This is a genomic window from Mycobacterium sp. 852002-53434_SCH5985345 (genome assembly GCF_001667155.1).
Classification (GTDB): Bacteria; Actinomycetota; Actinomycetes; order Mycobacteriales; family Mycobacteriaceae; genus Mycobacterium.
Map to the genome: position 1 here is coordinate 125,333 of NZ_LZIE01000058.1, position 24,288 is coordinate 149,620.

The window sequence follows — 24,288 nt, forward strand, 5'->3', positions numbered from 1 at the left end:
GCGCTCGGGGTCGCCACTGCTAGCCGACGAGGCGCGCGACCTCGACCATCGCCGAGGTTATCTGGGCGATCTCGGCGTCCGAGCAGATGTAGGGCGGCATCGCGTAGACGAGGTTCCGGAACGGGCGCAGCCAGACGCCCCGATCCATGGCCGCCGGGGTGGCGACGGCCAGGTCGACCGGACCGGCGCACTCGATGACGCCGATCGCGCCGCACACCCGCACGTCGGTCACGCCCGGCAGCGCCCGGGCGGGTTCGAGCCCGGCCGCCAGGCCGCCGGCTATTTCCTTGACCCGTGCGCGCCAGTCCTGGCCGAGCAGCACCTCGACGCTGGCCACCGACACCGCGCAGGCCAGCGGATTGGCCATGAAGGTGGGCCCGTGCATGAGCGCGCCGGCCTCGCCGGTGCTGATGGTGTGCGCGATGTCGGTGCTGCACAGGGTGGCCGCCAGGGTGACGTACCCGCCGGTCAACGCCTTGCCGACGCACATGATGTCGGGGCTCACCCCGGCGTGGTCGGCGGCGAACAGCTCGCCGGTGCGGCCGAAGCCGGTGGCGATCTCGTCGAAGATCAACAGCACGTCGTGCCGCAGGCACAGCTCGCGGAGGTCGCGCAGGTAGCGGGGGTCGTGGAAGCGCATCCCACCCGCGCCCTGCACCACCGGCTCGACGATGACGGCCGCCAGTTCCCCGGCGTGCCGGGCGAGTTGCTGCTCGAACGCCGCGCTGTAGCCGGCGTCGTAGTCGCGCGGCACCTGCGGGGCGAACACCTGGCGGGCCAGGATGTCGGTCCACAGCGAGTGCATGCCGCCGTCGGGGTCGCAGACGCTCATCGGCGTGAAGGTGTCCCCGTGGTAGCCGCCCCGCCACGTCATCAGCCGGTGCTTGCCGGGCCGGCCGCGGCTGCGCCAGTACTGCAGCGCCATCTTGACGGCTACCTCGACGGACACCGAGCCGGAGTCGCTGAAGAAAACGGTGTCGAGCCCCGCCGGGGTGATGTCCACCAGCAGCTGCGCCAGCCGGGCGGCCGGTTCGTGGGTGAGCCCGCCGAACATGACATGGTTCATCACGCCCAGCTGCCTGGTCAGCGCCGCGTCCAGGACGGGGTGGCCGTGCCCGTGGATCGCGGTCCACCAGGAGCTCATCGCGTCCAGCGCCTGGATCGGCCGGCCGTCCCGGATCAGGGTCAGCCAGGCGCCGCGCGCCGCCACGGCCACCACCGGCGCGACGGCCTCGCCGCCGATGGTGCTGTACGGGTGCCACAGATGCGCGGCGTCGATCGCGCTGATCTGCTCGGGCGTCAACCCGGCCCTCGCCGCAGGCATAGTGATCGAGGGTAAAGCAGCCGAGTCGCACAAAGTCCGCCCATCGGGGAGCATGGGATCCGATGGCCACGCCGCAATCGCCCGGTAACCCCGCCGCGGGCGCGTCTCCGACCGCGAAAGCCAATTCCCCGCTGGTCGACTACGACGACGAAGCGCCGCGGGTCATTCGCGTGCGGCTGGCCCCGTGGGACGTCGTTTCCACCGTCGCGCTGCTGGTGGTCCTCGTCGTCCTGGCCACCGCGACGACCTGGCCGGACCGCCTGTTCGGCTTCCTCGAGCACGTGTGCGCCGACGAGACCTGCGGGCCGGTGCCCTTCGGCATCGACTACTACATCCGTCCGGTGGTGTGGGGCGGTATCGGCGCGGCGATCGCCGCAGCGGTCGTCGGCCCCCTCGTTTCCATGCTGAAGGGCTGGTACATGTCCTTCTGGCCGGTTCTGGCCCTCACGCTGGTCATGGTCAGCTCGGTCGTCGGCTCCCTGTTGACCACCTTCAGCGAACGCTATTGGCTCTAGGCGCACCGCCGCCGCGGTTGGTCCACATGGGCCCGACTGAGACCGAAATCACAACTGCGCATACGGGATTCGTGCCGCGCAGTCACCGTCCGGTCACGGTACGACAAATAATCCCGCCGGGGCCTGGCGGCTAACACCTTCTGTTGTCAGAGTGGTTGCAGTGACTGATGTGAAAACGGGGGTGTCGTGCCCGCTGTCACATCCGCAAGTGTCATGCGGCGGCGCCGGCCCCAACGTCGGGGTCCTCGCCCAGGGCATGGATCGGCGGCGGACGCGTGAAGTCACCGCGCTGAAGCCACTGAGCGCCTGAGAGGCCAAGAACAATGAAACGCATCTACGCCTTCGCGATCGGTCTGGCGATGCTGGCGGCCCCGCTGGCCGCCCCCGGGGTCGCATCCGCCGACCCGGGCGTCCGGCCGATGGACTACCAGCAGGCCACCGACGTGGTGATCGCGCGCGGGCTGTCGCAGCGCGGCGTGCCGTTCTCCTGGGCCGGCGGGGGCATCAACGGTCCCACCCGCGGCACCGGTTCGGGCATCAACACCGTCGGGTTCGACGCCTCGGGCCTGATGCAATACGCCTACGCCGGCGCGGGCATCAAGCTGCCGCGTTCGTCCGGGGCGATGTACAAGGTCGGTCAGAAGGTGCTGCCGCAGCAGGCGCAAAAGGGTGACCTGATCTTCTACGGACCCGAAGGCACGCAGAGCGTCGCGATGTACCTGGGGAACAACCAGATGCTCGAGGTGGGCGACGTCGTCCAGGTTTCGCCGGTGCGAGCCAACGGCATGGCTCCCTACCTGGTCCGGGTCCTCGGGGTCCAGCCGGCGCCGGCCCAGCAACTGCCTCAGCAGGTGCCGACGCAGGCGCCGGCGCAGCAAGCCCCGCTGCAGCAGCCCCCGGTGCAGCAACTGCCCGCGCAGCAAGCGCCGGCGCAAGCCCCATCGCAGCAGGCCCCGCTACAGCAACTGCCCGCCCAGCAGCAGGCCCCGCTGCCGCAGGCTCCGGCCCAGCCGGGACCGGTGCAGCCGGCGCCGGTGCAGCAAGCGCCGGTGCAGCAAGCGCCGTTGCAGCAGCAGTCCGCGCTGGCCCCGGTGCAGCAAGCGCCGCGGCAGCAACTCCCGGCGCAACAGGCCCCGCTGGCCCCGCTCCCGCAGCTGCCGACGCAGCAAGTGCCGCCGCAACAGGCCCCCGTGCAGCTGTTGCCGCCCCAGCAATCGCCGTTCCTGCCCCCGGCCGCAGGCCCCGCCCGGTAATTTCCCGGGGCTTGCGGGACTATCGACCGCCGCCACCTGCTCCTAAACGGGAGCGGGTGGCGGTTTTCGGTAAATTAGCGGTCGATCATGTCGACCCTGTCCACGCCTCCCCTGCCGATCGCGACCGAGGAAACGGTCGCTACGGGAACGCGTAACGCGGGGTTCTACCGCTACGACCTCGACGGGTTGCGGGGTATCGCGATCGCGCTGGTCGCCGTGTTCCATGTCTGGTTCGGCCGCGTCTCGGGCGGGGTCGACGTGTTCTTGGCGCTGTCCGGATTCTTCTTCGGCGGCAAAATCATTCGCGCGGCGCTCAATCCCGCCGTCACCCTGTCGCCGGTTGCCGAGGTGATCCGGCTGGTCCGCCGGCTGGTCCCCGCTCTGGTCGTGGTGCTGGCCGGGTGCGCGGTGCTGACCATCCTGGTGCAACCGGAGACCCGCTGGGAGACCTTCGCCGACCAAAGCCTCGCCAGCCTCGGCTACTACCAGAACTGGGAGCTGGCCAACACCGCGTCGGACTACCTGCGGGCGGGCGAAGCCGTCAGCCCCTTGCAGCACATCTGGTCCATGTCGGTGCAGGGTCAGTTCTACGTCGGCTTCCTGCTGTTGATCGCCGGCTGCGCCTTCTTCTTCCGGCGTCCGTTGGGCGCCCACCTGCGCACCCTGTTCCTGGTGCTGTTGACGGCGCTGACGGTGGCGTCGTTCGTGTACGCGATCGTGGCGCATCAGGACGACCAGGCCGCCGCCTACTACAACAGCTTCGGGCGGGCCTGGGAATTGCTACTCGGGGCGCTGGTCGGCGCGGTGGTTCCGGCCATCCGCTGGCCGATGTGGTTGCGGACGGTGTTGGCCACCGTCGCGCTGGCGGCGATCGTGTCCTGCGGCGCCCTGATCGACGGCGTGAAGGAGTTTCCCGGACCGTGGGCCCTGGTGCCCGTCGGGGCCACCATGCTGATGATCCTGGCCGGGGCGAACCTGCAGCGTCATCCCGGGGACCGGCTGCCGCTGCCGAATCGCCTGCTGGCGGCCGGGCCGCTCGTCGCGTTGGGCGCGATGGCGTATTCGCTCTACCTGTGGCACTGGCCGCTGCTGATCTTCTGGCTGTCCTTCACCGGGCACAAGCACGCCAACTTCGTCGAAGGCACGACCGTGCTGCTGGTGTCGGGCCTGCTCGCCTACCTGACCACCCGGCTCGTCGAGGACCCACTGCGCTACCGCGCCTCCGGGAAATCACCGGCGCCCGCACCCGCGTGGCTGGCGCGCCTGCCCAGGCCCACGATGGCGCTGGGAACCGCGATCGTGCTGCTCGGCGTGACGCTGACCGCGACGTCGTTCACGTGGCGCCAGCACGTCACCGTCCTGCGCGCCGCGGGCAAGGAGCTCAGCGTGCTCAACCCGCAGGACTATCCGGGCGCGCGCGCCCTGACCGAACGCGTGCGGGTGCCGGCGTTGCCGATGCGGCCCAGCGTGCTGGAGGTCAAGGAAGACCTGCCGTCCTCCACCCGCGACGGTTGCATCAGCGACTTCGTCAACCCGGCGGTGGTCGTTTGCACCTACGGCGACGTGGCCGCCGACCGCACCATCGCACTGGCGGGTGGGTCCCACGCCGAACACTGGCTGCCCGCGCTGAGCCTGCTCGGCCAGCTGCACCACTTCAAGGTGGTGACGTACCTCAAGATGGGCTGTCCGTTGTCCACCGAGGAAGTCCCGTTGATCATGGGCAACAACGCCGCCTACCCGCAGTGCCGGGAGTGGGTGGAACAGACGATGACCAAGGTCATTGCCGACCATCCCGACTACGTGTTCACCACGACCACCCGGCCGTGGAACATCAAGCCCGGCGACGTGATGCCCGCGACCTACATCGGAATCTGGCAGAGGTTCTCCGACAACAACATTCCGATCCTCGGCATGCGGGACACCCCGTGGCTGGTGAAGAACGGCCAGCCGTTCGACCCGGCGGATTGCCTCGCCAAAAAGAACGGCAACCCCCAGTCGTGCGCGATCAAGCGTTCCGACGTGTTGTCCGACCGCAATCAAACCCTCGACTTCGTCACCCAGTTCCCGCTGCTGAAGGTGCTCGACATGTCCGACGCGATCTGTCGTGCCGACGTGTGCCGCCCGGTCGAGGGAAACGTGCTGATCTACCACGGCGCCCACCACCTCACCCCCACTTACGTGCGGACCATGGCAGGGGAATTGGGCCGCCAGATAGCTGCCGGCACCGGTTGGTGGTGACGCGCCCCGACACCGCCGAGCGCGGATAAGGTCAGAAGGTGCCGACCGACAAATACGCTTCAGAAACAGGCGTTACTGGTAACCATCAGCCGAAACTGGCCACCGTGTGGCCGGGGACCCCCTATCCGCTCGGAGCTTCCTATGACGGCGCGGGGACCAACTTCTCGTTGTTCTCCGAGATAGCCGAGAAGGTCGAGTTGTGTCTGATCGACCATGCCGGAGCGGAGTCGCGGATCGCCCTCGACGAGGTTGACGGCTTTGTCTGGCATGCCTATCTGCCGAACATCACCCCGGGCCAGCGCTACGGCTTCCGGGTGTACGGGCCCTTCGATCCGTCGGCCGGCCATCGGTGCGACCCGAGCAAGCTGCTGCTCGACCCGTACGGCAAGGCCTTCCACGGCGACTTCACCTTCGGCCAGGCGCTGTTCTCCTACGACCTGAATGCGGTCCACCTCGACGATCCCAACGCCGATGACGCCGACCCCGGGACTCCCCCGATGGTCGACTCGCTGGGCCACACCATGACCAGCGTGGTGAGCAATCCCTTCTTCGACTGGGGCTCCGACCGGTCGCCGCTCACCCCCTACCACGAAACGGTGATCTACGAGGCCCACGTGAAGGGCATGACGCAGACCCACCCCGGCATCCCCGAGGAACTTCGCGGCACCTACGCCGGCCTGGCCCACCCCCTGGTCATCGATCACCTCAAGTCGCTCAACGTCACCGCGCTGGAGCTCATGCCGGTGCACCAGTTCATGCACGACTCGCGGCTGCTGGACCTGGGCTTGCGAAACTACTGGGGCTACAACACTTTCGGGTATTTCGCGCCGCACAACCAGTACGCGTCCAACCGCAACTCCAGCGTCGCGGAGTTCAAATCCATGGTGCGCAGCTTCCACGAAGCCAACATCGAGGTCATCCTCGACGTGGTGTACAACCACACCGCCGAGGGCAACCACCTGGGGCCGACCATCAACTTCCGCGGCATCGACAACGCGGCGTACTACCGGCTCGTGGACACGGACCTGCGGTTGTACAAGGACTACACCGGCACCGGCAACAGCCTCAACCCGCGCCACCCGCACGTGCTGCAACTCATCATGGATTCGCTGCGCTACTGGGTGACCGAGATGCACGTCGACGGCTTCCGCTTCGATCTGGCCGCCACACTCGCACGCGAGCTGCACGACGTCGACCGATTGAGCGCGTTCTTCGATTTGGTGCAGCAGGATCCGATCGTCAGCCAGGTCAAATTGATCGCCGAACCGTGGGACGTCGGCGAGGGCGGCTATCAGGTGGGAAATTTCCCGGGTTTGTGGACCGAGTGGAACGGGAAGTATCGCGATACTGTGCGTGACTACTGGCGGGGCGAGCCCGCAACCCTTGGCGAGTTCGCGTCCCGGCTGACCGGGTCGTCGGACCTGTATGAGGCGACCGGCCGGCGCCCCAGCGCCAGCATCAACTTCGTCACCGCCCACGACGGGTTCACGCTCAACGACCTGGTGTCCTACAACGAAAAGCACAACCTGGCCAACGGCGAAGACAACCGGGACGGGGAGAGCCACAACCGCTCGTGGAACTGCGGCGTCGAGGGACCCACCGACGACCCGGAGATCATGGAGCTGCGCTGCCGCCAGATGCGCAACTTCTGGGCGACCCTGATGCTCAGCCAGGGCACGCCGATGATCGCCCACGGCGACGAGCTGGGCCGCACGCAGGACGGCAACAACAACGTGTACTGCCAGGACTCTGAATTGTCTTGGATGGATTGGTCGTTGGCGGACAAGAATTCGGACCTGCTGGCGTTCGCGCGCAAGGTGACCACGCTGCGCAAGCACCATCCGGTGTTCCGCCGCCGCCGGTTCTTCGAAGGTGAGCCGATCCGAACCGGCGAGGAAGTGCGTGACATCGCCTGGCTGAATCCGAGCAGCCGCGAAATGACGCACGAGGATTGGGGCGAGAGCATTCACAAGTGTGTGGCGGTGTTCCTCAATGGTGAGGCCATCACGGCACCCAACGCACGCGGTGAACGGGTCGTCGATGACTCATTCCTGTTGTGCTTCAACGCCGGCGAAGAACCCGTGGAGTTCGTGATGCCGAACGACGACTATGCGCAGGAGTGGACCGTGGAACTGGACACCAACCATCCGGGCGGTGACGCCGACCAGCTGGTGAAGGCCGAAGAGAAAGTCTCGCTGCCCGGACGCTCGCTTCTGGTATTACGTAAGACCTTCTGACGCATGGCCTTTCCCATACTGTCGACCTACCGGCTGCAGCTGCGTGGTGAGGCCAGCGGGTTCGCGTTCACCTTCGCCGACGCGGAAAACCTACTGGACTACCTGGACGAACTCGGGGTCTCGCACCTATACCTGTCCCCGATCATGACCGCCGCCACCGGGTCGAACCACGGCTACGACGTCACCGATCCGACGACGGTCTCGCCCGAACTCGGCGGCCGAGACGGGCTGGCGCGGCTGTCCGAGGCGGCGCGAGAGCGCGGCATCGGCCTGATCGTCGACATCGTGCCCAATCACGTGGGGATCGACCAGCCCCAACAGAACGCGTGGTGGTGGGACGTCCTGCGGCACGGCCGTTCGTCCGACTACGCAACATATTTCGACATCGACTGGGACCTCGACGAGGACGGCCGGATCGTGCTGCCCATCCTGGGTTCCGACGACGACGCCGCCGACTTGCACGTCGACGGGGACCTGCTCCGGTTGGGCGACCTGGCGCTGCCGATCGCGCCCGGTTCCGGCGAGGGCACCGGGCCCGAGGTGCACGACCGCCAGCATTACCGGCTGGTGGGCTGGCGCAACGGCGTCTGCGGCTACCGGCGTTTCTTCTCGATCACCTCGCTGGCCGGACTGCGCCAGGAAGATCGCGGCGTGTTCGACGCCACCCACGCCGAGGTGGCCCGGTGGGCCGCCGAGGGACTCGTCGACGGCGTGCGCATCGACCACCCCGACGGATTGTCAGACCCCTGCGGCTATTTGGCGTGGCTGCGCGAATCGGTTGGACCGCAGACGTGGATCGTGATCGAGAAGATCCTCGCGGTCGACGAGGCGCTGGAACCCACCCTGCCCATCGGCGGCACCACCGGTTACGACGTGCTGCGGGAGATCGGCGGCGTCTTCGTCGACCCGAATGGCGCCCCGGCCCTGACCGAGCTGGTCGAGTCGGCGGGGCTGGACTACGGGGCGGCGCCGGAGATGTTGGCGGAACTCAAGATCCGCGCGGCCACCGACACGTTGGCAAGCGAGCTGGGGCGGCTGCGCCGCAGCATCGTGGCGGCGGCCGGCGCCGATCATCCGCAGCTGCCCGCGGCGGTCGCCGCGCTGCTCACCCATATCGGCGTCTACCGCTGCGATTACCCAAGCCTGTCGGCGATCATGCCTAACGCGCTGGCCGAAACCCATTCGGAGTCACCGGAATTGGGGCCCGCGCTGCAGGTGCTCGCGGCGGCGCTGGCCCGCGGCGGCGAACCGGCCACCCGCCTGCAGCAGCTCTGCGGAGCCGTCACCGCCAAATCCGTCGAGGACTGCTATTTCTACCGCGACGCCCGGCTGGTGTCGCTCAACGAGGTGGGTGGCGAACCGCATCGTTTTGGCGTCGGCGCGGCGGAGTTCCACCAGAGCGCGGCCGACCGTGCCCGCTTGTGGCCGCAGACGATGACGACCCTGACCACCCACGACACCAAACGGGGCGAGGACGTGCGCGCCCGGATCGGGGTGCTCTCGCAGGTCCCGTCGCTGTGGGCTGAGTTCGTCGACCGCTGGGAGGCCGACGTGCCCTCCCCCGATCCGGCGACCGGACAGTTCCTGTGGCAGAACATCTTCGGCGTCTGGCCGGTCAGTGGCGAGGTCAGCCCGGAGCTGCGCGAGCGGTTGCATGGCTACGCCGAGAAGGCCATCCGGGAAGCGGCCTGGCACACCTCGTGGAACGATCCGGACGCCGAGTTCGAGGACGCGGTGCACCGATGGCTGGACACCGTGTTCGACGGACCGGTGGCCGGTCAGCTGACCAAACTGGTCAGCCAGCTCAACCCGCACGCCGCCAGCGACGCGCTGGGCCAGAAGCTCCTGGCCCTGACCGTGCCCGGGATACCGGACGTCTACCAGGGCACCGAACTCTGGGACGACAGCCTCGTCGACCCGGACAACCGCAGGGCCGTCGACTACACCGCCCGGCGGGCCGCCCTGAAGGCGTTGGAGCACCCCAAGATTCGGGTCGTCACGACGGCGCTTCGGGTGCGACGCTCCCACCCGGACAGCTTCCTGCACGGCGACTACGTCCCCGTGCTGGCCAGCGGCGACGCGGCCGAGCACGTGCTGGCGTTCCGCCGGGGCGACGACGTCCTGGTCGCGGTCACCCGCTGGACCGTGCGGCTGACCGAGTCCGGCTGGGGCAATACGGTGCTGCCGCTGCCCGAGGGAACGTGGAAGGACACGCTCACGGGGGCCATCGCGGACGGGCCGACCTCGGCGGCGCAATTGTTCGCCGACCTGCCCGTCGTCTTGCTGGAGCGCCACCATGACTGAATTCCGGGTCTGGGCACCCAAACCGGAGCTGGTCCGGCTCGATGTCGAGGGCCAGGTGCACGCGATGACGCGCGCGGATGACGGCTGGTGGCACGCGAACGTCGACGCGGCACCGGACGCCCGCTACGGCTTCCTGCTCGACGACGATCCCACTGTGCTGCCCGACCCGCGCTCGGCCCGGCAGCCCGACGGCGTGCACGCCCGCTCGCAGCTGTGGGACCCGGCCGGCGCTCGTTGGACCGACGGCGACTGGCAAGGCAGGCCGGTCGAGGGCGCGGTGATCTACGAGATGCACCTGGGTACCTTTACCGGCGCCGGCACCTTTTACTCCGCCATCGACAAGCTCGACTACCTGGTGGACCTCGGGGTCGACTTCGTCGAGCTGATGCCCGTGAATTCCTTTGCCGGGACGCATGGCTGGGGATACGACGGCGTGCTCTGGTACAGCGTGCACGAGCCCTACGGCGGTCCCGACGGTTTGGTCCGGTTCGTCGACGCCTGCCACGCGCGCGGCCTGGGGGTACTCATCGACGCGGTGTTCAACCACCTCGGTCCGTCGGGCAATTACCTGCCCAAATTCGGCCCCTACCTGTCGTCGGCGAGCAACCCGTGGGGCGAAGGCATCAACATCGCCGACGCGGACTCCGACGAGGTGCGCCGCTATATCATCGGCTGCGCGCTGCGCTGGATGCGTGACTTCCACGCCGACGGCCTGCGCCTGGACGCCGTGCACGCGCTGGTGGACACCACCGCCTTCCATATCCTCGAGGAGCTGGCAACCGAAACGGACTGGCTGGCAGACCAATTGGGCCGTCCGCTGTCGCTGATCGCCGAGAGCGACCTCAACGACCCACGATTGATCACCCCGCGCGAACGCGGCGGTTACGGGCTGACGGCGCAGTGGGCCGACGACATCCACCACGCCATCCACACGGCGGTGTCCGGTGAACGCCAGGGTTATTACGCGGACTTCGGGTCGCTGGCGACCCTCGCCCAGACGCTGCGGCACGGCTACTTTCACGCCGCCACCTATTCGTCGTTTCGGCACCGCCGGCACGGACGCCCGCTGGACACGGGTTCCATTCCCGCCACCCGGCTGGTCGCTTACACCTGCACCCATGACCAGGTAGGCAACCGGGCCCTCGGGGACCGCCCGTCGCAGAACCTGACCGGCGGCCAGCTGGCGATCAAGGCGGCGCTCGTGCTCGGGACACCCTTCACCGCAATGCTTTTCATGGGTGAGGAGTACGCGGCGTCCACCCCGTTCCAGTTCTTCAGCTCGCATCCCGAGCCGGAGCTGGCCAAGGCCACCGCGGAAGGGCGCAAGGCGGAGTTCGCCGAACACGGCTGGAACGCCGACGACATCCCCGACCCGCAAGACCCGGAGACGTTCCAGCGCTCGAAACTCGACTGGGACGAGGTCGACTCCGGCGAACACGGCCGGTTGCACCGGCTCTACCGCGACCTGATCGCGTTGCGGCACAGCGACCCCGACCTGGCCGACGCGTGGCTGGAGCACCTCGCGGTGGACTACGACGAGGACCAACGCTGGATCAGCGTGTCGCGCGGCCGGCTGCGCATCGTGTGCAACCTCGGCGCCCAGGCGACGAAGGTGCCCGTCGCCGGCGACGTGGTGCTGGCCTGGGGTGATCCCGCGGTCGATGCCGACAGCACCGTGCTGGACGGTCATTCGTTCGCCATCCTGGCGGTGCGCGAGCGGGCGTAAGCCTGTGGATGACGGTGCGCGGCCGGCCGCGCGGCCGCCGATGATTCGCCCATGAATGAATCGCTGAGCCGGTGGATCGGCTTGCTCAAGAAGAAGAAGCCGGTGCCGGCTCCGCTCGTCGTGATCGATGAAACGCCGCCGGCGCGCAGCGTGGCGCTGTTGTGGACGGGCCCGGGCCTGGGCAGCGCTGGCGGCGAGGGGCGTTGACGCCCCGCTAGACGCTGGGGCGGCCCGAGCCGTGCACCGCCTCGGCGATCGCGTCCGCCAGGGGGTCGATCTCGCCGGCTCGTAGGTCGGCGATGGTGACGCGGATGCCCGCCGGCGTGCGGATCCGGAACCGCGTGCCCGGCGCCGCGGCCCAGCCCGCGCGCAGCAGCCGGGTGATCGCGACCGTCTCGTCGGGCACGGGAATCCATACGTTGAGGCCGGAGCGCGCGTGGGCGGCGACGTCACGCTGGGCCAGGGCGGCGCAGAGCCGGCGGCGGGAGTCGGCGTATTGCCGCTCGGCCGTGCCGACGAGGCGCGCGGCCGCCCGGTCCGACCACAGGCTGACGGCCAGATCCTGCAGCAGGTGGCTCACCCAGCCCGGGCCGAGCCGCAGTCGGCCGTGCACGCGCTCGACGGTGCGATGGTCACCCGCGAGGACGGCCACCCGCAGGTCGGGTCCATAGGCCTTGGACGCGGATCGCACGAATGCCCAATGCTCGGTCACGCCGGCCAGCGTGCGCAGCGGCGCGCCGGAGATGCCCGCGCAGTGATCGTCTTCGACGAGCAGCAGATCGTCGGCCCGCTGCGCCAACAGTGGCCGTAGCGCGGCGGCGCGATCGGCGGACAGCGCCGCACCCGTCGGGTTCTGGGCGTGATTGGTGATGATCAGGCCGCGCACCCCGCGGTCCAGGGTCCGCGCCAGGTCGTCGACCAGTGGCCCGTCGTCGTCGACCCGGACCGGCTCGGCCGAAAGGCCCAGGGCTGCAAGGAGATCGAGCAGGTTGGCCCAGCCCGGGTCCTCCACCGCGACCCGGTCGCCGGGACGCAGATGCGCGGTCAGGACGCGCTCGATTCCATCGAGCGCTCCGCTCGTGACCGCGAGGTGATCGGACGGTACGCCGTCGGCGGACAGCGCGGCCCGCGCGAACTCCGACAGGGCGGCCGACATGGCCGGCTCGCCGTACAGCACCGGGCGGCCGGCAACCGGACCGGGCAGCGTGGCGCCCGCAAGGGGCAGCAGGGCCGGGTCCGGGTTACCGGTCGACAGGTCACGCACGCCAGCGGGGACGTCGAGCGCGAGCAGGGAGCGGGGGGTGGTCGCGGGGCGGTGCCGCACCCGGGTACCGCGCCGGCCGGCGGTTTCCACGGCCCCGCGATGCCGCAGCAGGCGGTAGGCCGCGGCGGCGGTGTTGGCGTTCACGCCGAGCTGACCGGCCAGGTCGCGCACGGGCGGCAGCGCATCGCCGGGCGCCAGTGAGCCCGCCGAGATGGCGGCTTCGATGCTGGCGGCTATGGACTCCGCACCCGTTCCGGTTATGCTTCTTTGTACTGGCACACTATTTATTATGTACTAGAACAAAGGTCTACGCTATGCAAACCGGATACGAGCCGACGCCGCGCACCACGCCCACCCGCTACCGGGAGCGCGCGCGCTACGACCGCGAAAGCGTGCACCAGATCCTGGACGAGGCGCTGGTCTGCCACCTGGGCTACCTCAGCGCCGGCCGGCCGGTGGTTCTGCCCACCACGCATGCCCGCCTCGGCGAGACGCTCTACCTGCACGGGTCCACCGGGAGCGGCCCGCTGCTGGCGGCCCGGGCGGCGCCGTCGGGCCTGCCGGTGTGCGTCACCGTCACCCTGGTCGACGGGCTGGTGCTGGCCCGTGCCGCCATGCACCATTCGGTGAACTTCCGCTCGGTGGTGGTGCTGGGCGCCGCGCGCGTCGTCGACGACGAGGCGGAGCAACTGCGGGCGCTCGCCGGCCTGCTCGAGCACATTGCGCCCGGCCGCGCCGCCGATTGCCGAGCCCCGAACGCGCGCGAGCTGGCCGCCACCGGGGTACTCGCGCTCGACCTCGTGGAGGTATCGGCCAAGGTGCGCACCGGTGCCCCGGTCGACGATCCGGAGGATCGCGCGCTGCCGCACTGGGCGGGGGTGGTGCCGCTGAGCGTAGCGGCCGGGGAGCCGGTGCCGGCCGGGGATCTGGATCCCGGCACTCCTGTGCCGCCGTACCTCAGCAAGCGCCGAGCCTGAGTCGCGGCCGCTCAGAGCTCCGCTTGTCTGGCGCCCACCCGGCCGCGTGCGCGCCGCGAGTTGTCCCACCAGGTTCCGACGAGCACGACGGTGCCGGCCCAGGCCGTGCCCAGCATCCACCCGGAGAGCACATCGCTGACGTAATGAACTCCTAGATAGACGCGCGAGAACCCGATCAGGAAGACCGAGCCGATCGCCACGGCCCATACGATCACGCACCCGGTCCACCACCGGATCAGCCAGCGGGTCAGCATCCACGCGGAGATGACCATCATCGCCGCGGTGCCGGTCGCGTGTCCGGAGGGAAACGAATACCCGTCCGCGTCGATGAGAGCGAAAGGCAGGGGCGGGCGTCGTCGACCCACCAAGGCTTTGGCGGTGAAGAGCACCAGCGGAACCGCGCCGCCGCCAACCAGAGCAAGCACCACGGGCCGCCAGGACCTGCACCGCCAACCCGCGGCAACGGAAATCGGAAAGGCGAGCGCAGTCAGAAATAGCGGTCCGCCCGCGACCGTGATCGCCCGCAGAGCGGCGGTCAGCCACAGGTCACGGTGGGCCGCAAGCCACCGAGTCACCGGTTGGTCGATCCCGGCGATGCCGTCGCCCTCGAGCACGTCCTCGAGCACTTCGGTGAAGCCGACCGCCAACGCCACCACCACGACCAGTCCGAGCAGCAACGCGATACCGGCGACCTGGCCCGTCGGCCACCGACGCGCCGGCGTCCACCCCCGGTCGCTGATCCGGTCCCGGACCCAGGTCAGCGTTTTGTCGATCACGGCCGAGTTGGACACCCGCCCTGCGAGCGTCCGTAACCGGGGTCCGTGCCGAGCGACCCAAATCGCCGCCCATGCAAGCAATATGAGCGACGCCATGACGCCCGCGCTGACCAGGCCGAACCCGCCAGTGCCGGGTCCATACTGCGAGTCATGCATCGCGGCGCGGGGTCTAGAACAGCAGGTAGCGGTAGGCCGGTGAGCCGGGCTCGAGGCGTTCGACGTGCAGCTCCGTCGCCCGCATCCGCGCCAGCAAACCGTCCAGATCGGCCGACGAAGCCAACTGGATGCCCACGAGCGCCTCGCCGGTCTCGCGGTTGTTGCGCTTGATGTACTCGAACAGCGTGATGTCGTCGTCGGGCCCCAGCACCTCGTCGAGGAACCGGCGCAACGCACCCGGTTCCTGCGGGAAGTCCACCAGGAAGTAGTGCTTGAGGCCGAGGTGGACCAGCGAGCGTTCCAGCACCTCGCCGTAGCGCGACACGTCGTTGTTGCCGCCCGAGATGAGGCACACCACCGTGGAGCCGGGCTCGACGTCGGCCTCCAGCAGCCCCGCGACCGACAGCGCGCCCGCCGGCTCAGCGATGATGCCCTCGTTCTGATAGAGGTCCAGCATCGCGGTGCACACCGCCCCCTCGTCGATCGTGGTGATCGACACCATGTCGCCTGCGGCGGCCAGCGCGGCGTAGGTCAGCGTGCCCGCGCGGCGCACCGCCGCGCCGTCGACGAACTGGTCGACGTGGTCCAGTGTCACGGGCGCGCCGGCGGCCAGTGCGGCCATCATCGCCGCGGCCCCGGCCGGTTCGACGCCCAGCACCGACGTGTTCGTCGTCCGCTCGGCCAGGTAGGTGGTGATGCCAGCGATGCAGCCGCCACCGCCCACGGGGACCACCACCAGGTCCGGCTCGCCGTCCAATTGGTCCAGCACCTCGACGGCGATGGTGCCCTGACCGGCCATGGTGCGCGGGTCGTCATAAGGCGGCACCAGCGTGGCGCCGGTGCGTTCGACGTCGGCCAGCGCGGCGTCGGCGGCCAGGTCATAGGTGGTTCCACCCACGATCAGCTCGATGAAATCACCGCCGTGGTAGCGGATGCGGTCCCGCTTTTGCTGGGGGGTCTTGGCGGGCACGTAGACGCGGCCGTGCACCCCCAGCGTCCGGCACGCGTAGGCGAAGCCCTGTGCGTGATTGCCCGCCGACGAGCACACCACGCCCGCGGCCAGCTCCTCGTCGGACAACTGCACCAGCAGGTTGTAGGCCCCGCGCAGCTTGTAGGAACGCACCACCTGCAGGTCTTCGCGCTTGAGGTAGACGTGCGCGCCGGTGATCGCCGACAACCGGTCGCTGTACTGCAGCGGGGTCGGCGTGACCACCGCGGCGATCCGCTTGGCCGCGCCGTCGATGTCAGCCGCGCACAGCGGCGCGACGCTCGGGTGATGGCTCAGTTCGGCGGACACTGATCAATGGTGCCATGGCAGCCGATCAACTCCGGAATTCAGCCGACCGGGGTCAGCACGAACACCGGGATCTGGCGGTCCGTTTTCTTCTGGTATTCGGCGTAGTCCGGCCAGGCCTCGACGGCGCGCTCCCACCAGACCGCCTTCTCGTCGCCGAACACCTCGCGGGCGTCGTATTCGCGGGTGGTGCCGCCGTCCTGCAGCTCGACCCGGGGGTTCTTGACGACGTTGTGGTACCAGACGGGGTGCTTCGGGGCCCCGCCGAGTGAGGCGACGATCGCGTACTCGCCGTCGTGCTCGACCCGCATCAGTGGGGTCTTGCGCAGCTTGCCCGTCTTGGCCCCGACGGTGGTCAGCACGATGATGGGTTTCCCCTTCATATCGGTGGCTTCGGTCCCGCCCGACTGCTCGTACTTCTCGGCCTGTTCGCGGGCCCAATCCCATGGGCTCGGCTCGTATTCCCCAGAAAGTGGCATGCCCCAACTCTATGCCGGGTGCAAACCTGCGAGGCCGGGCTATGAGGGCTCGCCGTCGGCAGGCGGGTCGTCGTCTTTGGCCAGGTGGCGGAGGACCCTTTCGTTGAGGGCGGCGAGCATGTCGAGCTCAGCCGGGGTGAGCAGGTCGATGAAGTTCCGGCGGACGTCCTCCACGTGCCCCGGCGCCGCCTTCTCAATGGCGGCGCGGCCGGCCGGCAGCAGGCAGACCATGGTGCTGCGGGCGTCGTCGGGGTTGGGCTCCCGACAGATCAGCCCGTCCTTCTGCATCCGTTTCACCTGATGGGAGACGCGACTCTTCTCCCAGCCCAGTGTGTTGCACAGGTCGCGGGCGGGCATGCGATCCCCGTCGTGAGCCGACAGCACCGCCAGGACCTCGTAGTCGGCCCCCGATAGGCCCGATTCCTGCAGGCCCCGGTTCAGGTGCACGTCGAGCTGATGATGCGCATGCTGGAATGCCCGCCAGGCGCGGTCTTCGCGAGGGTTCAGCCAGTTCGGTTCCATTAGCCTCCATGCTATCGCGAATTGGTTGACGCGTCATCAAACCCGGCTTAAGGTGGACGAGTCAACCTTTTTCGTTCGTTATTCAAAGACGGGACACCTCATGAGCAGCATCAGCATCATCGGCACCGGGAACATGGCCCGCGCCATCGGCGAGCTGGCGGTAGCAGGCGGCAACACCGTCGAGGTCATCGGCCGCGATCAATCCAAGGCCGCTGCCCTGGCCAAGGCTCTCGGCGGCGGCGCCACGACGGGAGAGTTCGGCGCCGTTCCTGCCGGGGACTTGGTCGTCGTGGCCCTGTTGTACGCCAACGTCGTTCCGGTCGTCGCCCAGTACGGAGATGCCCTCGCGGGCAAGGTCATTGTCGAGATCAGCAACCCCTTCAATTCCGCGGCCGACGGGCTGGCCATCCCCGATGACACCTCGATCGCGCAGGAAGTTGCCAAGGCGGCTCCGGCCAGCGCCAGCGTGGTGAAGGCATTCAACACCATCTTCGGTGTCGTCCTGGCCCAGGGCCGGCCGCTCGACGTGTTCATCGCCGGCGACGACTCGCGCGCCAAGGCGCGCGTGGCGGCGTTCATCGAGAGCCTCGGGCTGCGCCCGCTCGACGTCGGCGGCTTGAACATGGCGCACTGGCTGGAAGGAACGGGCCTGGTCATGATGGGCCTCGCCCGCAATGGGGTGGGGAACTTCGACTTCGCCCTCGGCGCCACCGTTCCCGGCTGAGCCGCACCGCGCGGTCCAGAAACGAGCGCACGTGCGCCCCAAAGTAATAGTTGATGGATCATCGAAACGATAGAAGAGGACTCTTGCGATGAAGCTCGGTTTCGCACTCCCCATCGTCGGGCCCGCAATCAGCAGCGCCACTGGCCTGAGCGCGTTCTGCCGTGGACTCGAGGATCTTGGCTACGACACGCTGTGGGTGGGCGATCGTCTGGTCACGCCGGTGGACATGCACAGCACCTATCCGGGCAAGGAACAGCCGTACCCGCCGCAGATGACCCGTTACCTCGATCCGGTGCTGCTGTGGACTGTCGCCGCGACGGCGACGAGCCGGGTGCGGCTGAACGCCAGCACGCTCAGCACGTTCTACTACGAGCCGGTGCACCTGGCCCGGCTGCTGACCACGCTCGACGTTCTCAGCGAAGGCCGCCTTGACGTTGGCGTCGGAATCGGGTGGATGAAGGACGAGCACGACATCGCCCGCGGCGCGGACTGGCGCCGGCGCGGGCGGATGCTCGATGACCTGCTGGCGTTTCTGCACGAGTGGTGGACGAGGACCCCGGTGTCCTGGGACAGCGAGTTCTTCTCCCTGCCGCCTGTCCATGCCGACCTGCGCCCGGTCCAGGCCGGTGGTCCGCCCATCTGGATCGGCGGTGCCAGCGAGGCCGCGATGCGCCGGGTCGGCCGCAGCGGCATCGGCTGGCTCGGGGTCGAGGGGCTGCAGGACGAGGTCACCGACCACTTGTGGTCGATTGCGCGCCGTGCGGCGCAGGACGCCGGCCGCGATCCTGACGCGTTGAAGACGGCCCTGCGGATCAACCTCGAACCGGGCACGTCCGTTGACTCGGTCGTCGGCCGGCTCGAGCGCCTCGCCGGGTCCGGTGCCGATGAGGCGATCGTGGATGCTTTCGCCATGTTCCCCAGCCTTGACCAGATGCTTGACTTCGCCGGCCGGGTAATCGCCCGATGGAGTGATCGTGGGAAAGCTTGACGGCAAGGTGCGGTGATCACGGGCGGCTCAAGCGGTTTGGCGCTGGCCGGTGCCAGGTTGTTCGTTGACGAAGGAGCTCACGTTTTCATCTCGGGCCGGCGGCAGGAAGCTCTGGCGCCGGGCCCGTCAGATAGCGCGCGAGCACCGGGCGCACCCATTCGGTCAGCGTCGCGTCGTCCATCTCGGCCAGCGCCGGCACCCCGACGACGTAGCGGGCCATCGCGATTCCCAGCACCTGTGAGCCCACCAACGCGGCCCGCTCCACGGCGCGGTCGGGGGTGACGGTCGCCAGGGCCGGGGCCACCTGCTCGACGAAAACCGCCAGCAGAGTGTCGGCGGCCGTGCGATTGGTCGCGGCCGCGCGCAGCAGCGGCAGAAAGGAACCGTGCGGATCCCACACCTGGACGAACAGCGGCACCAGCACGTCCGCGAGGCGCTCGGGGGCGACGCCGGAGAGATCGGGAAAGCTGACCTCGAGCCGCGACACGGCGGCGAACAGATCCGCCTTGCTGCCGAAGTAGTGCATGACCAACGCGGGATCGACGCCGGCCTCCGACGCGATCGAGCGGATGGTGGTTCGTTCGAAGCCCTGGGTGGAGAACTGAGCGCGCGCGACGCGCAGGATCGTGGCGCGGGTGACCTTCCCGTCACGGGCTTTCGCGGGCATAGCCAGATTGTATTCAACAACTGTTGACACGGCCAGAGGCCGGGCCTAGCGTTGAGTTCAACAATTGTTGAACTCAACGCCGAGGAGGTTCTCCAATGACCGTCACCGTCATCCAAATCGGGCTCGATCCCGACGTGATCGACTACTCGTCACCGGACTTCGCGCAGTTCGCCGGGCTGTCCAGGGATGCGCTGCGGTTGGCCAACGACGACAACGTCGCGGGGTTGCGCGCCGCCGGCTACGAGGTCGACAACTGCCTGATCGGCTTCGGGGCCGCGGGCGCCGGCAACGCCCGGCGCTGGCTGGAAGCCAAACGCTACGACGCCGTGTTGATCGGGGCCGGGATACGCCTGGTCGCCGGCAACACCCTGCTGTTTGAGTCGATCGTCAACGCCGCGCACGTGACCCAGCCGGGCTGCCGCTTCGTCTTCAACCGCGCGGCGCAGTCCACCCCCGGCGACATCCGCCGCTGGTACCCGCAACCGGAAGGAGCGTCGCGATGACGGCCCACGACGTCGACGTCCTAGTGGTGGGGGCGGGCCCCACCGGCCTGACCGCCGCGGGTGACCTGGCTCGCGCCGGGCGCTCGGTCACCGTGCTGGAACGCTGGCCGACCGAGAACCCGTCGAGCCGCGCGTTCGCCACCATGGCGCGCACGCTGGAACTGCTCGACGCGCGCGGGCTGGCCGACGACCTGCTGGCCCTCGGGCACCGCGCGCCGCGCGTGCGGCTGTTCGCCGGAGCGCAGATCGACCTCACCCATCTCGACTCGCCCTACTCGTTCGTGTTGGTCACCCCGCAGACCAATGTCGATGCCGCGCTGCGCCGCTACGCGCAGGCCCAGGGCGCCGAGATCCGGCGCGGCATCGAGGTGATCGCGCTCGAGCAGGACGCCGAGGGCGTGACGGTCACCGCCCGCCCCAAGGACGACGAGGATCCGGCGCACCGGCAGACGTGGCGGGCGCGGTACGTGATCGGCGCCGACGGCGCGCACAGCACCGTTCGACGGTTGGTGGGCGCCGGATTCCCCGGCAAGACGGTGCTGACGTCGATCGTGCTGGCCGACGTCAAGCTGGCCCACGGACCGGCCGGCGGGGGCCTGACGGTCGCGGCGCCCGGAGACGTCCTGGCATTTCTGGCCCCCTACAACCGCCAGGACCCGGATGGCTCGTGGTATCGCGCCATGGTGTGGGACCGCGATCATCAGGTGCCCGACGGCGAACCGGTCGAGGACGCGGAGATCGTCGACATCCTGGCCCGCGGCATGGGCACCGACTACGGCGTGGTCGAGGTCAGCTGGAAGTCCCGATTCCATTGCGACGAAAGGCAAGTCGAGCGGTACCGCCACGGGCGGGTGTTCTTGGCCGGCGACGCCGCGCACGTGCACTCCCCCAAGGGCGGCCAGGGCATGAACACCGGCGTTCAGGACGCAGCCAACCTGGCGTGGAAGATCGACGTGGTGCTCGGCGGCGCCGACGACCGGCTGCTGGACAGCTACCACGACGAACGCCACCCGATCGGCAAGCGCGTCCTGATCCAGTCCGGGCTGATCGCCCGCGCCGCGACGCTGCATCCGCGGCCCGCGCGGTGGCTGCGGAACCTGTTGGCGCCCAGGCTGCTTCGGGTTCCGGCCGTACGGGACCGGGTGGCGGGCAGTTTCGCGGGCACGACGCTGCGCTACGGCCGCCGCGGCCTGGTCGGCACCCGCGCCACCGCGATCCCGCTGACCGAGGGACGGCTGACCGAACTGCAGCGCACCGGAGGTTTCGTCCTCGTGCGCGAACACGGCGCCCCACCGGTTGATGCGCTCGGGATGCTGCAGGCGGAGCGGACCGACCGCGGGCCCGCGGTACTGGTGCGCCCCGACGGGTACATCGGCTGGGCCGGATCATCGGCCCAGGCGCCGACGCGAATCCCGGAGCTGACCGCGACGCACGCGGGGTGAGTCTATTGCTGCTTCTCCCCGTGTGGCTCGACGAACGGGCGCAGATGGATCCGCGTCTGGTGATCGGGGGCCCCGGCCTCCCCATCGGAATGCCTGCCGCGCGTGTAGTCGCCTTGCCACGGCACCTTTTCACCCAAAGCGATGTTGGTCGCGGCTTGTGCCTGCCCCAACTCGTTGCGTGAACGCAGGAAGAACTCGTGCTTACGGCGCACTTCCTCGTCGGAGTCGATCGGCCTGATTTCCGGGGCGAACTCTTCCAGCTCGGCCCGGCGCTGCGGGACAATCATGCAGATCGGTTCGTCGACATCGAAGCGCACCGGCATCATCTTGCGGGTGATCTGCCAGCTCATGCTGAAACTCGATGTGGCCCAGTCCGTTTCGACTATCCCTTCCAGCGGGGACACGGCGTCCTTCGGGTAGTTCGCCGGCCCGCGGACCAACAGGTTGTAGCCCGGCGGGGTGCGGAACAGCATCGGCAGGTGCCAGGTCAGGATGCCGTGACCGAAATGGCTGAACGGCAGCAGTTGACCGGGGTCGCGCCGGTCAGGCGCGATGATCACCCCCAGGCTGTCGTCCCCGCCCATCCACGTGGCGGTGAAGGCGCTCGGATTGCGCAGTTCCCAGCCACTTTGGTTGGCGATCAGCATCGGCAGGCACCGGTTCGGCCAACCGTTGCGCATCTGCGACATCCACGGCCGGCTGATGGGGGCCGGTGTGATCGGCGGCGCGTTGTCCTGCGTGGTGAACGCGATCAGCGGGCGGGCCTGCCCGCCGGGCTTGTCACTCATCGACTCCTCGATTCGCTGCTTGCCCCAGATTGTCTCCGGACCACTATCCAGTGTGCCGGTCGAGCGCAGACTCAAGTGTGCGGGCCGGTAGGGCCGACCACGGCCGCGGGTCGCTGGGCTGCGCGGGACGGTCGGCTAACGGGCGGAACCACCAGCCGACGTCCCGCCACGCCCCATCCTTGAAGCCCACACCATCGAAGACGCCGACGCGGGTGAAGCCCATCGCCTCGTGCAGGCCGACGCTTGCCGGATTGGGCAGCGCAACGGCCGAGTAGGCGTTCATATATCCCTGTGCGGCAAGCAGGTTGAGCAAGGCGGTGTAGATGCGGCGACCATACCCCAGCCGGTGACATGACCTATCCAGGTATACGGACACGTCAACAGACCAGCGGTAGGCGGCCCGGTCGCCGTGTGGGCCGGCATAGGCGTACCCGACGATGGCATCGCCATTGGTTATGACCAGCCAAGGGAGGCGGGGCAGCGTGGTAACCAGCCTCGATCGCATCCCCTGCGCACTGGGCGGCACCATCTCGAACGAGATCGCGGTGTCGCGCACATACGGCGCATAAATGTCGGCGATCGTGCCCGCATCCTCCGGAGTGGCCATTCGAATCATGTGAAGAGCGTGCCCAACGCGTTCTCGGCGAACCGACGGTGGGTGGTTATCTGCGTCGCGGCGAGCACCAATCAGCCGTTGGTCCGCTAACCCACCTAGTTGGTGTTCGGCGGTGGCTGCGGCTGAAAGGGTTCGTACCACCACCAGTCGGCGCGCTCGCCTGTCGGCCCGGGGCATGGCGGGACGGCGGGCCGGGCAAGGTTGGGCGCACGCGCAAGCGATCCCGCACTTAGCGGTCGGCCCGAGCTGTCGGTGACGACGAGGGCGTCGGCGGATCCGGTGATCGTGATTACCCCGTGGTGGTGCGACCGGTGGTGATATGGGCATACCAGCACCAGGTTGGCCAACTCTGTTGGGCCGCCCTCTTCCCAATGCCGGATGTGGTGTGCATGCAAACCGCGGGTAGCGCCACAGCCGGGAACCACGCAGGTGGGGTGGCGATGCTCGAGTGCGCGGCGAAGCCGCCGGTTGATCTGGCGGGTCGCCCGGCCGGCGCCGATGACCTCACCGTGCCGTTCGAACCAAACCTCACACGTGGCATCACAGGTCAGGTATCGGCGTTCGGCGTCCGTGAGTAGCGGACCCAGATGCAGCACGGCGACGCGCTGCTCGACATCGACATGCACCACGACGGTGGTGTGATGCCCGTGCGGGCGGCGGAACGCCTCGGCGTCCCATCCCGCCTCGACCAGGCGCATGAACGCCTCGAGGGTGCCTGGCAACGGCGGCATGGCATCGGATGCGCAGCCTCGATTGCCGCGATCGTGCTTCCACTCGGCGATCAGCGCGTCACGATGAGACGCCAATGCCGCGTCGAACTTCGCCGCATCCCAGTGCGGAAGTCTTATCCGCCAAGAAGTGAACTCGTTGCTGGAGGTCTTGGTGACCGAGGGTTGCGGTTGCGGCCGAGAATCGGGTTCGGGTCGCGGTTCCAGTTTGACCGCGGTGCGCAGCTGGTTGACCGTGGCGCAGCGCGCCAACTCCGCGTAGTGCTTATCAGATCCATCACCCGCCTGCGCCGCGATGACGCCGACTTGATCCAGTGACAGTCGACCCTCTCGCATGCCCTGCGCGCAGCGCGGGAACGCCTCGAGCCGGCGCGCGATGGTCGTGAGCGTGTGGGCGTTCGCCGACGAGCAGCCGAGCTTCCAGGCGACCAACGCCGCGACCGACCGAGCGCCCGTGGCGCCGCAGAGCTCGTCGCGATCCATTTCGGCGATGATCTCGACGATGCGCCCATCAATCGCGTTCCGCTGACCGGCCAACTCGGCCAACTCATCGAACAACACCTCGAGACGCTGGTTAGGGCTCACCGCCGCGGGAGGCGACGCGATCGAGGACATGACTTCATCATCGCAGGGGGGTACGACAAGTCTCGGCTACCAAACCCGCGGAGTGCTGCCATCATTCGGCCAGTGGGGTCTCCGGGGCCGGTTGGGCCGGCGGCGCGTTGTCCGCGGCGGTGAACGCGATCAGCGGGCGGGTCGGCCCGCCG

22 protein-coding genes and 2 pseudogenes are annotated in these 24,288 nt (G+C 68.7%); 14 read left to right on the forward strand and 10 right to left on the reverse strand.

Annotation, left to right across the window (positions count from 1 at the left end; translation table 11 throughout):
* Positions 1-19 precede the first annotated feature (19 nt).
* Entirely contained in the window at positions 20-1,324 is a 1,305-nt protein-coding gene (locus tag A5756_RS14135) for an adenosylmethionine--8-amino-7-oxononanoate transaminase (protein WP_066953245.1), read from the reverse strand.
* Between the two features lie 62 nt (positions 1,325-1,386).
* Between A5756_RS14135 and A5756_RS14140 the strand changes: the two genes are divergently transcribed.
* The 8 genes and pseudogenes from A5756_RS14140 to A5756_RS25915 all read left to right on the forward strand — a co-directional run bounded on the left by A5756_RS14140 (position 1,387) and on the right by A5756_RS25915 (position 11,804).
* Positions 1,387-1,839 carry a hypothetical protein gene (locus tag A5756_RS14140; protein ID WP_066953247.1) on the forward strand — a complete coding sequence of 151 codons (453 nt, stop codon included), beginning with the start codon at positions 1,387-1,389 and terminating at the stop codon, positions 1,837-1,839.
* Positions 1,840-1,999: 160 nt separating this feature from the next.
* Positions 2,000-2,149, forward strand: coding sequence for a hypothetical protein (locus tag A5756_RS25910; RefSeq protein WP_156659512.1), 150 nt, complete (start codon positions 2,000-2,002; stop codon positions 2,147-2,149).
* A 13-nt stretch (positions 2,150-2,162) separates the two neighbouring features.
* Positions 2,163-2,816 (forward strand): annotated as a pseudogene (gene ripD, locus A5756_RS14145) (NlpC/P60 family peptidoglycan-binding protein RipD); the annotation flags it as partial.
* A 363-nt stretch (positions 2,817-3,179) separates the two neighbouring features.
* Positions 3,180-5,330: an acyltransferase family protein gene (locus A5756_RS14150; protein ID WP_066953251.1), complete on the forward strand. Its 2,151-nt coding sequence runs from the start codon at positions 3,180-3,182 to the stop codon at positions 5,328-5,330.
* A 38-nt stretch (positions 5,331-5,368) separates the two neighbouring features.
* Positions 5,369-7,567 carry a glycogen debranching protein GlgX gene (glgX, locus tag A5756_RS14155; protein WP_066953253.1) on the forward strand — a complete coding sequence of 733 codons (2,199 nt, stop codon included), beginning with the start codon at positions 5,369-5,371 and terminating at the stop codon, positions 7,565-7,567.
* 3 nt (positions 7,568-7,570) lie between these two features.
* Positions 7,571-9,871, forward strand: coding sequence for a malto-oligosyltrehalose synthase (gene treY / locus A5756_RS14160; RefSeq protein WP_066953255.1), 2,301 nt, complete (start codon positions 7,571-7,573; stop codon positions 9,869-9,871).
* Positions 9,864-11,597 (forward strand): malto-oligosyltrehalose trehalohydrolase, encoded by a 1,734-nt coding sequence (treZ, locus tag A5756_RS14165; protein WP_066953256.1) that lies wholly within the window; start codon positions 9,864-9,866, stop codon positions 11,595-11,597. The genes treY and treZ overlap by 8 nt, the downstream gene beginning before the upstream one ends.
* 51 nt (positions 11,598-11,648) lie before the next feature.
* On the forward strand, positions 11,649-11,804 hold the full coding sequence (locus A5756_RS25915) for a hypothetical protein (RefSeq protein ID WP_156659514.1): 156 nt from the start codon (positions 11,649-11,651) through the stop codon (positions 11,802-11,804).
* Positions 11,805-11,811: 7 nt separating this feature from the next.
* Here the strand turns inward: A5756_RS25915 and A5756_RS14170 are convergent, their stop codons facing one another.
* Complete coding sequence (locus A5756_RS14170) at positions 11,812-13,140, reverse strand: aminotransferase class I/II-fold pyridoxal phosphate-dependent enzyme (protein WP_066953258.1); 1,329 nt, start codon at positions 13,138-13,140, stop codon at positions 11,812-11,814.
* A gap of 35 nt (positions 13,141-13,175) precedes the next feature.
* Between A5756_RS14170 and A5756_RS14175 the strand changes: the two genes are divergently transcribed.
* Positions 13,176-13,838, forward strand: a complete 663-nt coding sequence (locus A5756_RS14175; RefSeq protein WP_066953260.1) for a pyridoxamine 5'-phosphate oxidase family protein — start codon at positions 13,176-13,178, stop codon at positions 13,836-13,838.
* Positions 13,839-13,849: 11 nt separating this feature from the next.
* Here A5756_RS14175 and A5756_RS14180 read toward each other — a convergent pair whose 3' ends face one another.
* From A5756_RS14180 to A5756_RS14195, 4 genes are read right to left on the reverse strand one after another with little or no spacing between them, the layout of a single operon-like run.
* Positions 13,850-14,770, reverse strand: a complete 921-nt coding sequence (locus A5756_RS14180; RefSeq protein ID WP_066953261.1) for a phosphatase PAP2 family protein — start codon at positions 14,768-14,770, stop codon at positions 13,850-13,852.
* Positions 14,771-14,783: 13 nt separating this feature from the next.
* Positions 14,784-16,067 carry a threonine ammonia-lyase gene (gene ilvA / locus A5756_RS14185; RefSeq protein WP_066953263.1) on the reverse strand — a complete coding sequence of 428 codons (1,284 nt, stop codon included), beginning with the start codon at positions 16,065-16,067 and terminating at the stop codon, positions 14,784-14,786.
* Positions 16,068-16,105: 38 nt separating this feature from the next.
* Complete coding sequence (locus A5756_RS14190; protein WP_066953264.1) at positions 16,106-16,543, reverse strand: nitroreductase family deazaflavin-dependent oxidoreductase; 438 nt, start codon at positions 16,541-16,543, stop codon at positions 16,106-16,108.
* A 39-nt stretch (positions 16,544-16,582) separates the two neighbouring features.
* A complete protein-coding gene (locus tag A5756_RS14195; RefSeq protein WP_066953266.1) occupies positions 16,583-17,065 on the reverse strand; it encodes a MarR family winged helix-turn-helix transcriptional regulator in 483 nt (160 codons plus the stop codon).
* 100 nt (positions 17,066-17,165) lie between these two features.
* On the opposite strand from A5756_RS14195, the gene A5756_RS14200 reads away from it, so the two are divergent.
* From A5756_RS14200 to A5756_RS26470, 3 genes and pseudogenes are all read left to right on the forward strand, one after another.
* Positions 17,166-17,789 (forward strand): NADPH-dependent F420 reductase, encoded by a 624-nt coding sequence (locus A5756_RS14200; RefSeq protein ID WP_066953268.1) that lies wholly within the window; start codon positions 17,166-17,168, stop codon positions 17,787-17,789.
* Positions 17,790-17,877: 88 nt separating this feature from the next.
* Positions 17,878-18,777 (forward strand): TIGR03619 family F420-dependent LLM class oxidoreductase, encoded by a 900-nt coding sequence (locus A5756_RS14205; protein ID WP_066953270.1) that lies wholly within the window; start codon positions 17,878-17,880, stop codon positions 18,775-18,777.
* Positions 18,764-18,891 (forward strand): annotated as a pseudogene (locus A5756_RS26470) (SDR family NAD(P)-dependent oxidoreductase); the annotation flags it as partial. The gene A5756_RS14205 and the pseudogene A5756_RS26470, both read left to right, overlap by 14 nt.
* Here the strand turns inward: A5756_RS26470 and A5756_RS14210 are convergent.
* On the reverse strand, positions 18,863-19,444 hold the full coding sequence (locus A5756_RS14210; protein ID WP_066953272.1) for a TetR/AcrR family transcriptional regulator: 582 nt from the start codon (positions 19,442-19,444) through the stop codon (positions 18,863-18,865). The pseudogene A5756_RS26470 and the gene A5756_RS14210 overlap by 29 nt on opposite strands.
* Before the next feature lie 95 nt (positions 19,445-19,539).
* Here A5756_RS14210 and A5756_RS14215 point away from each other — a divergent pair, with 95 nt between their 5' ends.
* Together A5756_RS14215 and A5756_RS14220 are read left to right on the forward strand one after the other, a co-directional pair.
* Positions 19,540-19,947, forward strand: a complete 408-nt coding sequence (locus A5756_RS14215; RefSeq protein ID WP_066953274.1) for a hypothetical protein — start codon at positions 19,540-19,542, stop codon at positions 19,945-19,947.
* Positions 19,944-21,389, forward strand: a complete 1,446-nt coding sequence (locus tag A5756_RS14220) for an FAD-dependent oxidoreductase (protein WP_066953275.1) — start codon at positions 19,944-19,946, stop codon at positions 21,387-21,389. The genes A5756_RS14215 and A5756_RS14220 overlap by 4 nt, the downstream gene beginning before the upstream one ends.
* Positions 21,390-21,391: 2 nt before the next feature.
* On the opposite strand, the gene A5756_RS14225 is transcribed toward A5756_RS14220, so the two are convergent.
* The 3 genes from A5756_RS14225 to A5756_RS14235 all read right to left on the reverse strand — a co-directional run bounded on the left by A5756_RS14225 (position 21,392) and on the right by A5756_RS14235 (position 24,136).
* Positions 21,392-22,177, reverse strand: coding sequence for a DUF6065 family protein (locus A5756_RS14225; protein WP_066953277.1), 786 nt, complete (start codon positions 22,175-22,177; stop codon positions 21,392-21,394).
* A 43-nt stretch (positions 22,178-22,220) separates the two neighbouring features.
* The gene (locus A5756_RS14230; RefSeq protein WP_066953341.1) at positions 22,221-22,784 is read right to left on the reverse strand and encodes an arsinothricin resistance N-acetyltransferase ArsN1 family B; all 564 of its coding nucleotides are present in this window, start codon (positions 22,782-22,784) and stop codon (positions 22,221-22,223) included.
* A 104-nt stretch (positions 22,785-22,888) separates the two neighbouring features.
* Entirely contained in the window at positions 22,889-24,136 is a 1,248-nt protein-coding gene (locus tag A5756_RS14235; protein ID WP_066953279.1) for an HNH endonuclease signature motif containing protein, read from the reverse strand.
* Between the last annotated feature and the right edge of the window lie 152 nt (positions 24,137-24,288).

Bases quoted from the DNA above. Each gene is read 5' to 3' on its own strand.
- A5756_RS14135 (WP_066953245.1), bottom strand. From the start codon at position 1,324: ATGCCTGCGGCGAGGGCCGGGTTGACGCCCGAGCAGATCAGCGCGATC.
- A5756_RS14140 (WP_066953247.1), top strand. From the start codon at position 1,387: ATGGCCACGCCGCAATCGCCCGGTAACCCCGCCGCGGGCGCGTCTCCG.
- A5756_RS14150 (WP_066953251.1), top strand. From the start codon at position 3,180: ATGTCGACCCTGTCCACGCCTCCCCTGCCGATCGCGACCGAGGAAACG.
- treY (WP_066953255.1), top strand. From the start codon at position 7,571: ATGGCCTTTCCCATACTGTCGACCTACCGGCTGCAGCTGCGTGGTGAG.
- treZ (WP_066953256.1), top strand. From the start codon at position 9,864: ATGACTGAATTCCGGGTCTGGGCACCCAAACCGGAGCTGGTCCGGCTC.
- A5756_RS25915 (WP_156659514.1), top strand. From the start codon at position 11,649: ATGAATGAATCGCTGAGCCGGTGGATCGGCTTGCTCAAGAAGAAGAAG.
- A5756_RS14175 (WP_066953260.1), top strand. From the start codon at position 13,176: ATGCAAACCGGATACGAGCCGACGCCGCGCACCACGCCCACCCGCTAC.
- A5756_RS14180 (WP_066953261.1), bottom strand. From the start codon at position 14,770: ATGCATGACTCGCAGTATGGACCCGGCACTGGCGGGTTCGGCCTGGTC.
- A5756_RS14190 (WP_066953264.1), bottom strand. From the start codon at position 16,543: ATGCCACTTTCTGGGGAATACGAGCCGAGCCCATGGGATTGGGCCCGC.
- A5756_RS14195 (WP_066953266.1), bottom strand. From the start codon at position 17,065: ATGGAACCGAACTGGCTGAACCCTCGCGAAGACCGCGCCTGGCGGGCA.
- A5756_RS14200 (WP_066953268.1), top strand. From the start codon at position 17,166: ATGAGCAGCATCAGCATCATCGGCACCGGGAACATGGCCCGCGCCATC.
- A5756_RS14205 (WP_066953270.1), top strand. From the start codon at position 17,878: ATGAAGCTCGGTTTCGCACTCCCCATCGTCGGGCCCGCAATCAGCAGC.
- A5756_RS14210 (WP_066953272.1), bottom strand. From the start codon at position 19,444: ATGCCCGCGAAAGCCCGTGACGGGAAGGTCACCCGCGCCACGATCCTG.
- A5756_RS14215 (WP_066953274.1), top strand. From the start codon at position 19,540: ATGACCGTCACCGTCATCCAAATCGGGCTCGATCCCGACGTGATCGAC.
- A5756_RS14220 (WP_066953275.1), top strand. From the start codon at position 19,944: ATGACGGCCCACGACGTCGACGTCCTAGTGGTGGGGGCGGGCCCCACC.
- A5756_RS14225 (WP_066953277.1), bottom strand. From the start codon at position 22,177: ATGAGTGACAAGCCCGGCGGGCAGGCCCGCCCGCTGATCGCGTTCACC.
- A5756_RS14230 (WP_066953341.1), bottom strand. From the start codon at position 22,784: ATGGCCACTCCGGAGGATGCGGGCACGATCGCCGACATTTATGCGCCG.
- A5756_RS14235 (WP_066953279.1), bottom strand. From the start codon at position 24,136: ATGTCCTCGATCGCGTCGCCTCCCGCGGCGGTGAGCCCTAACCAGCGT.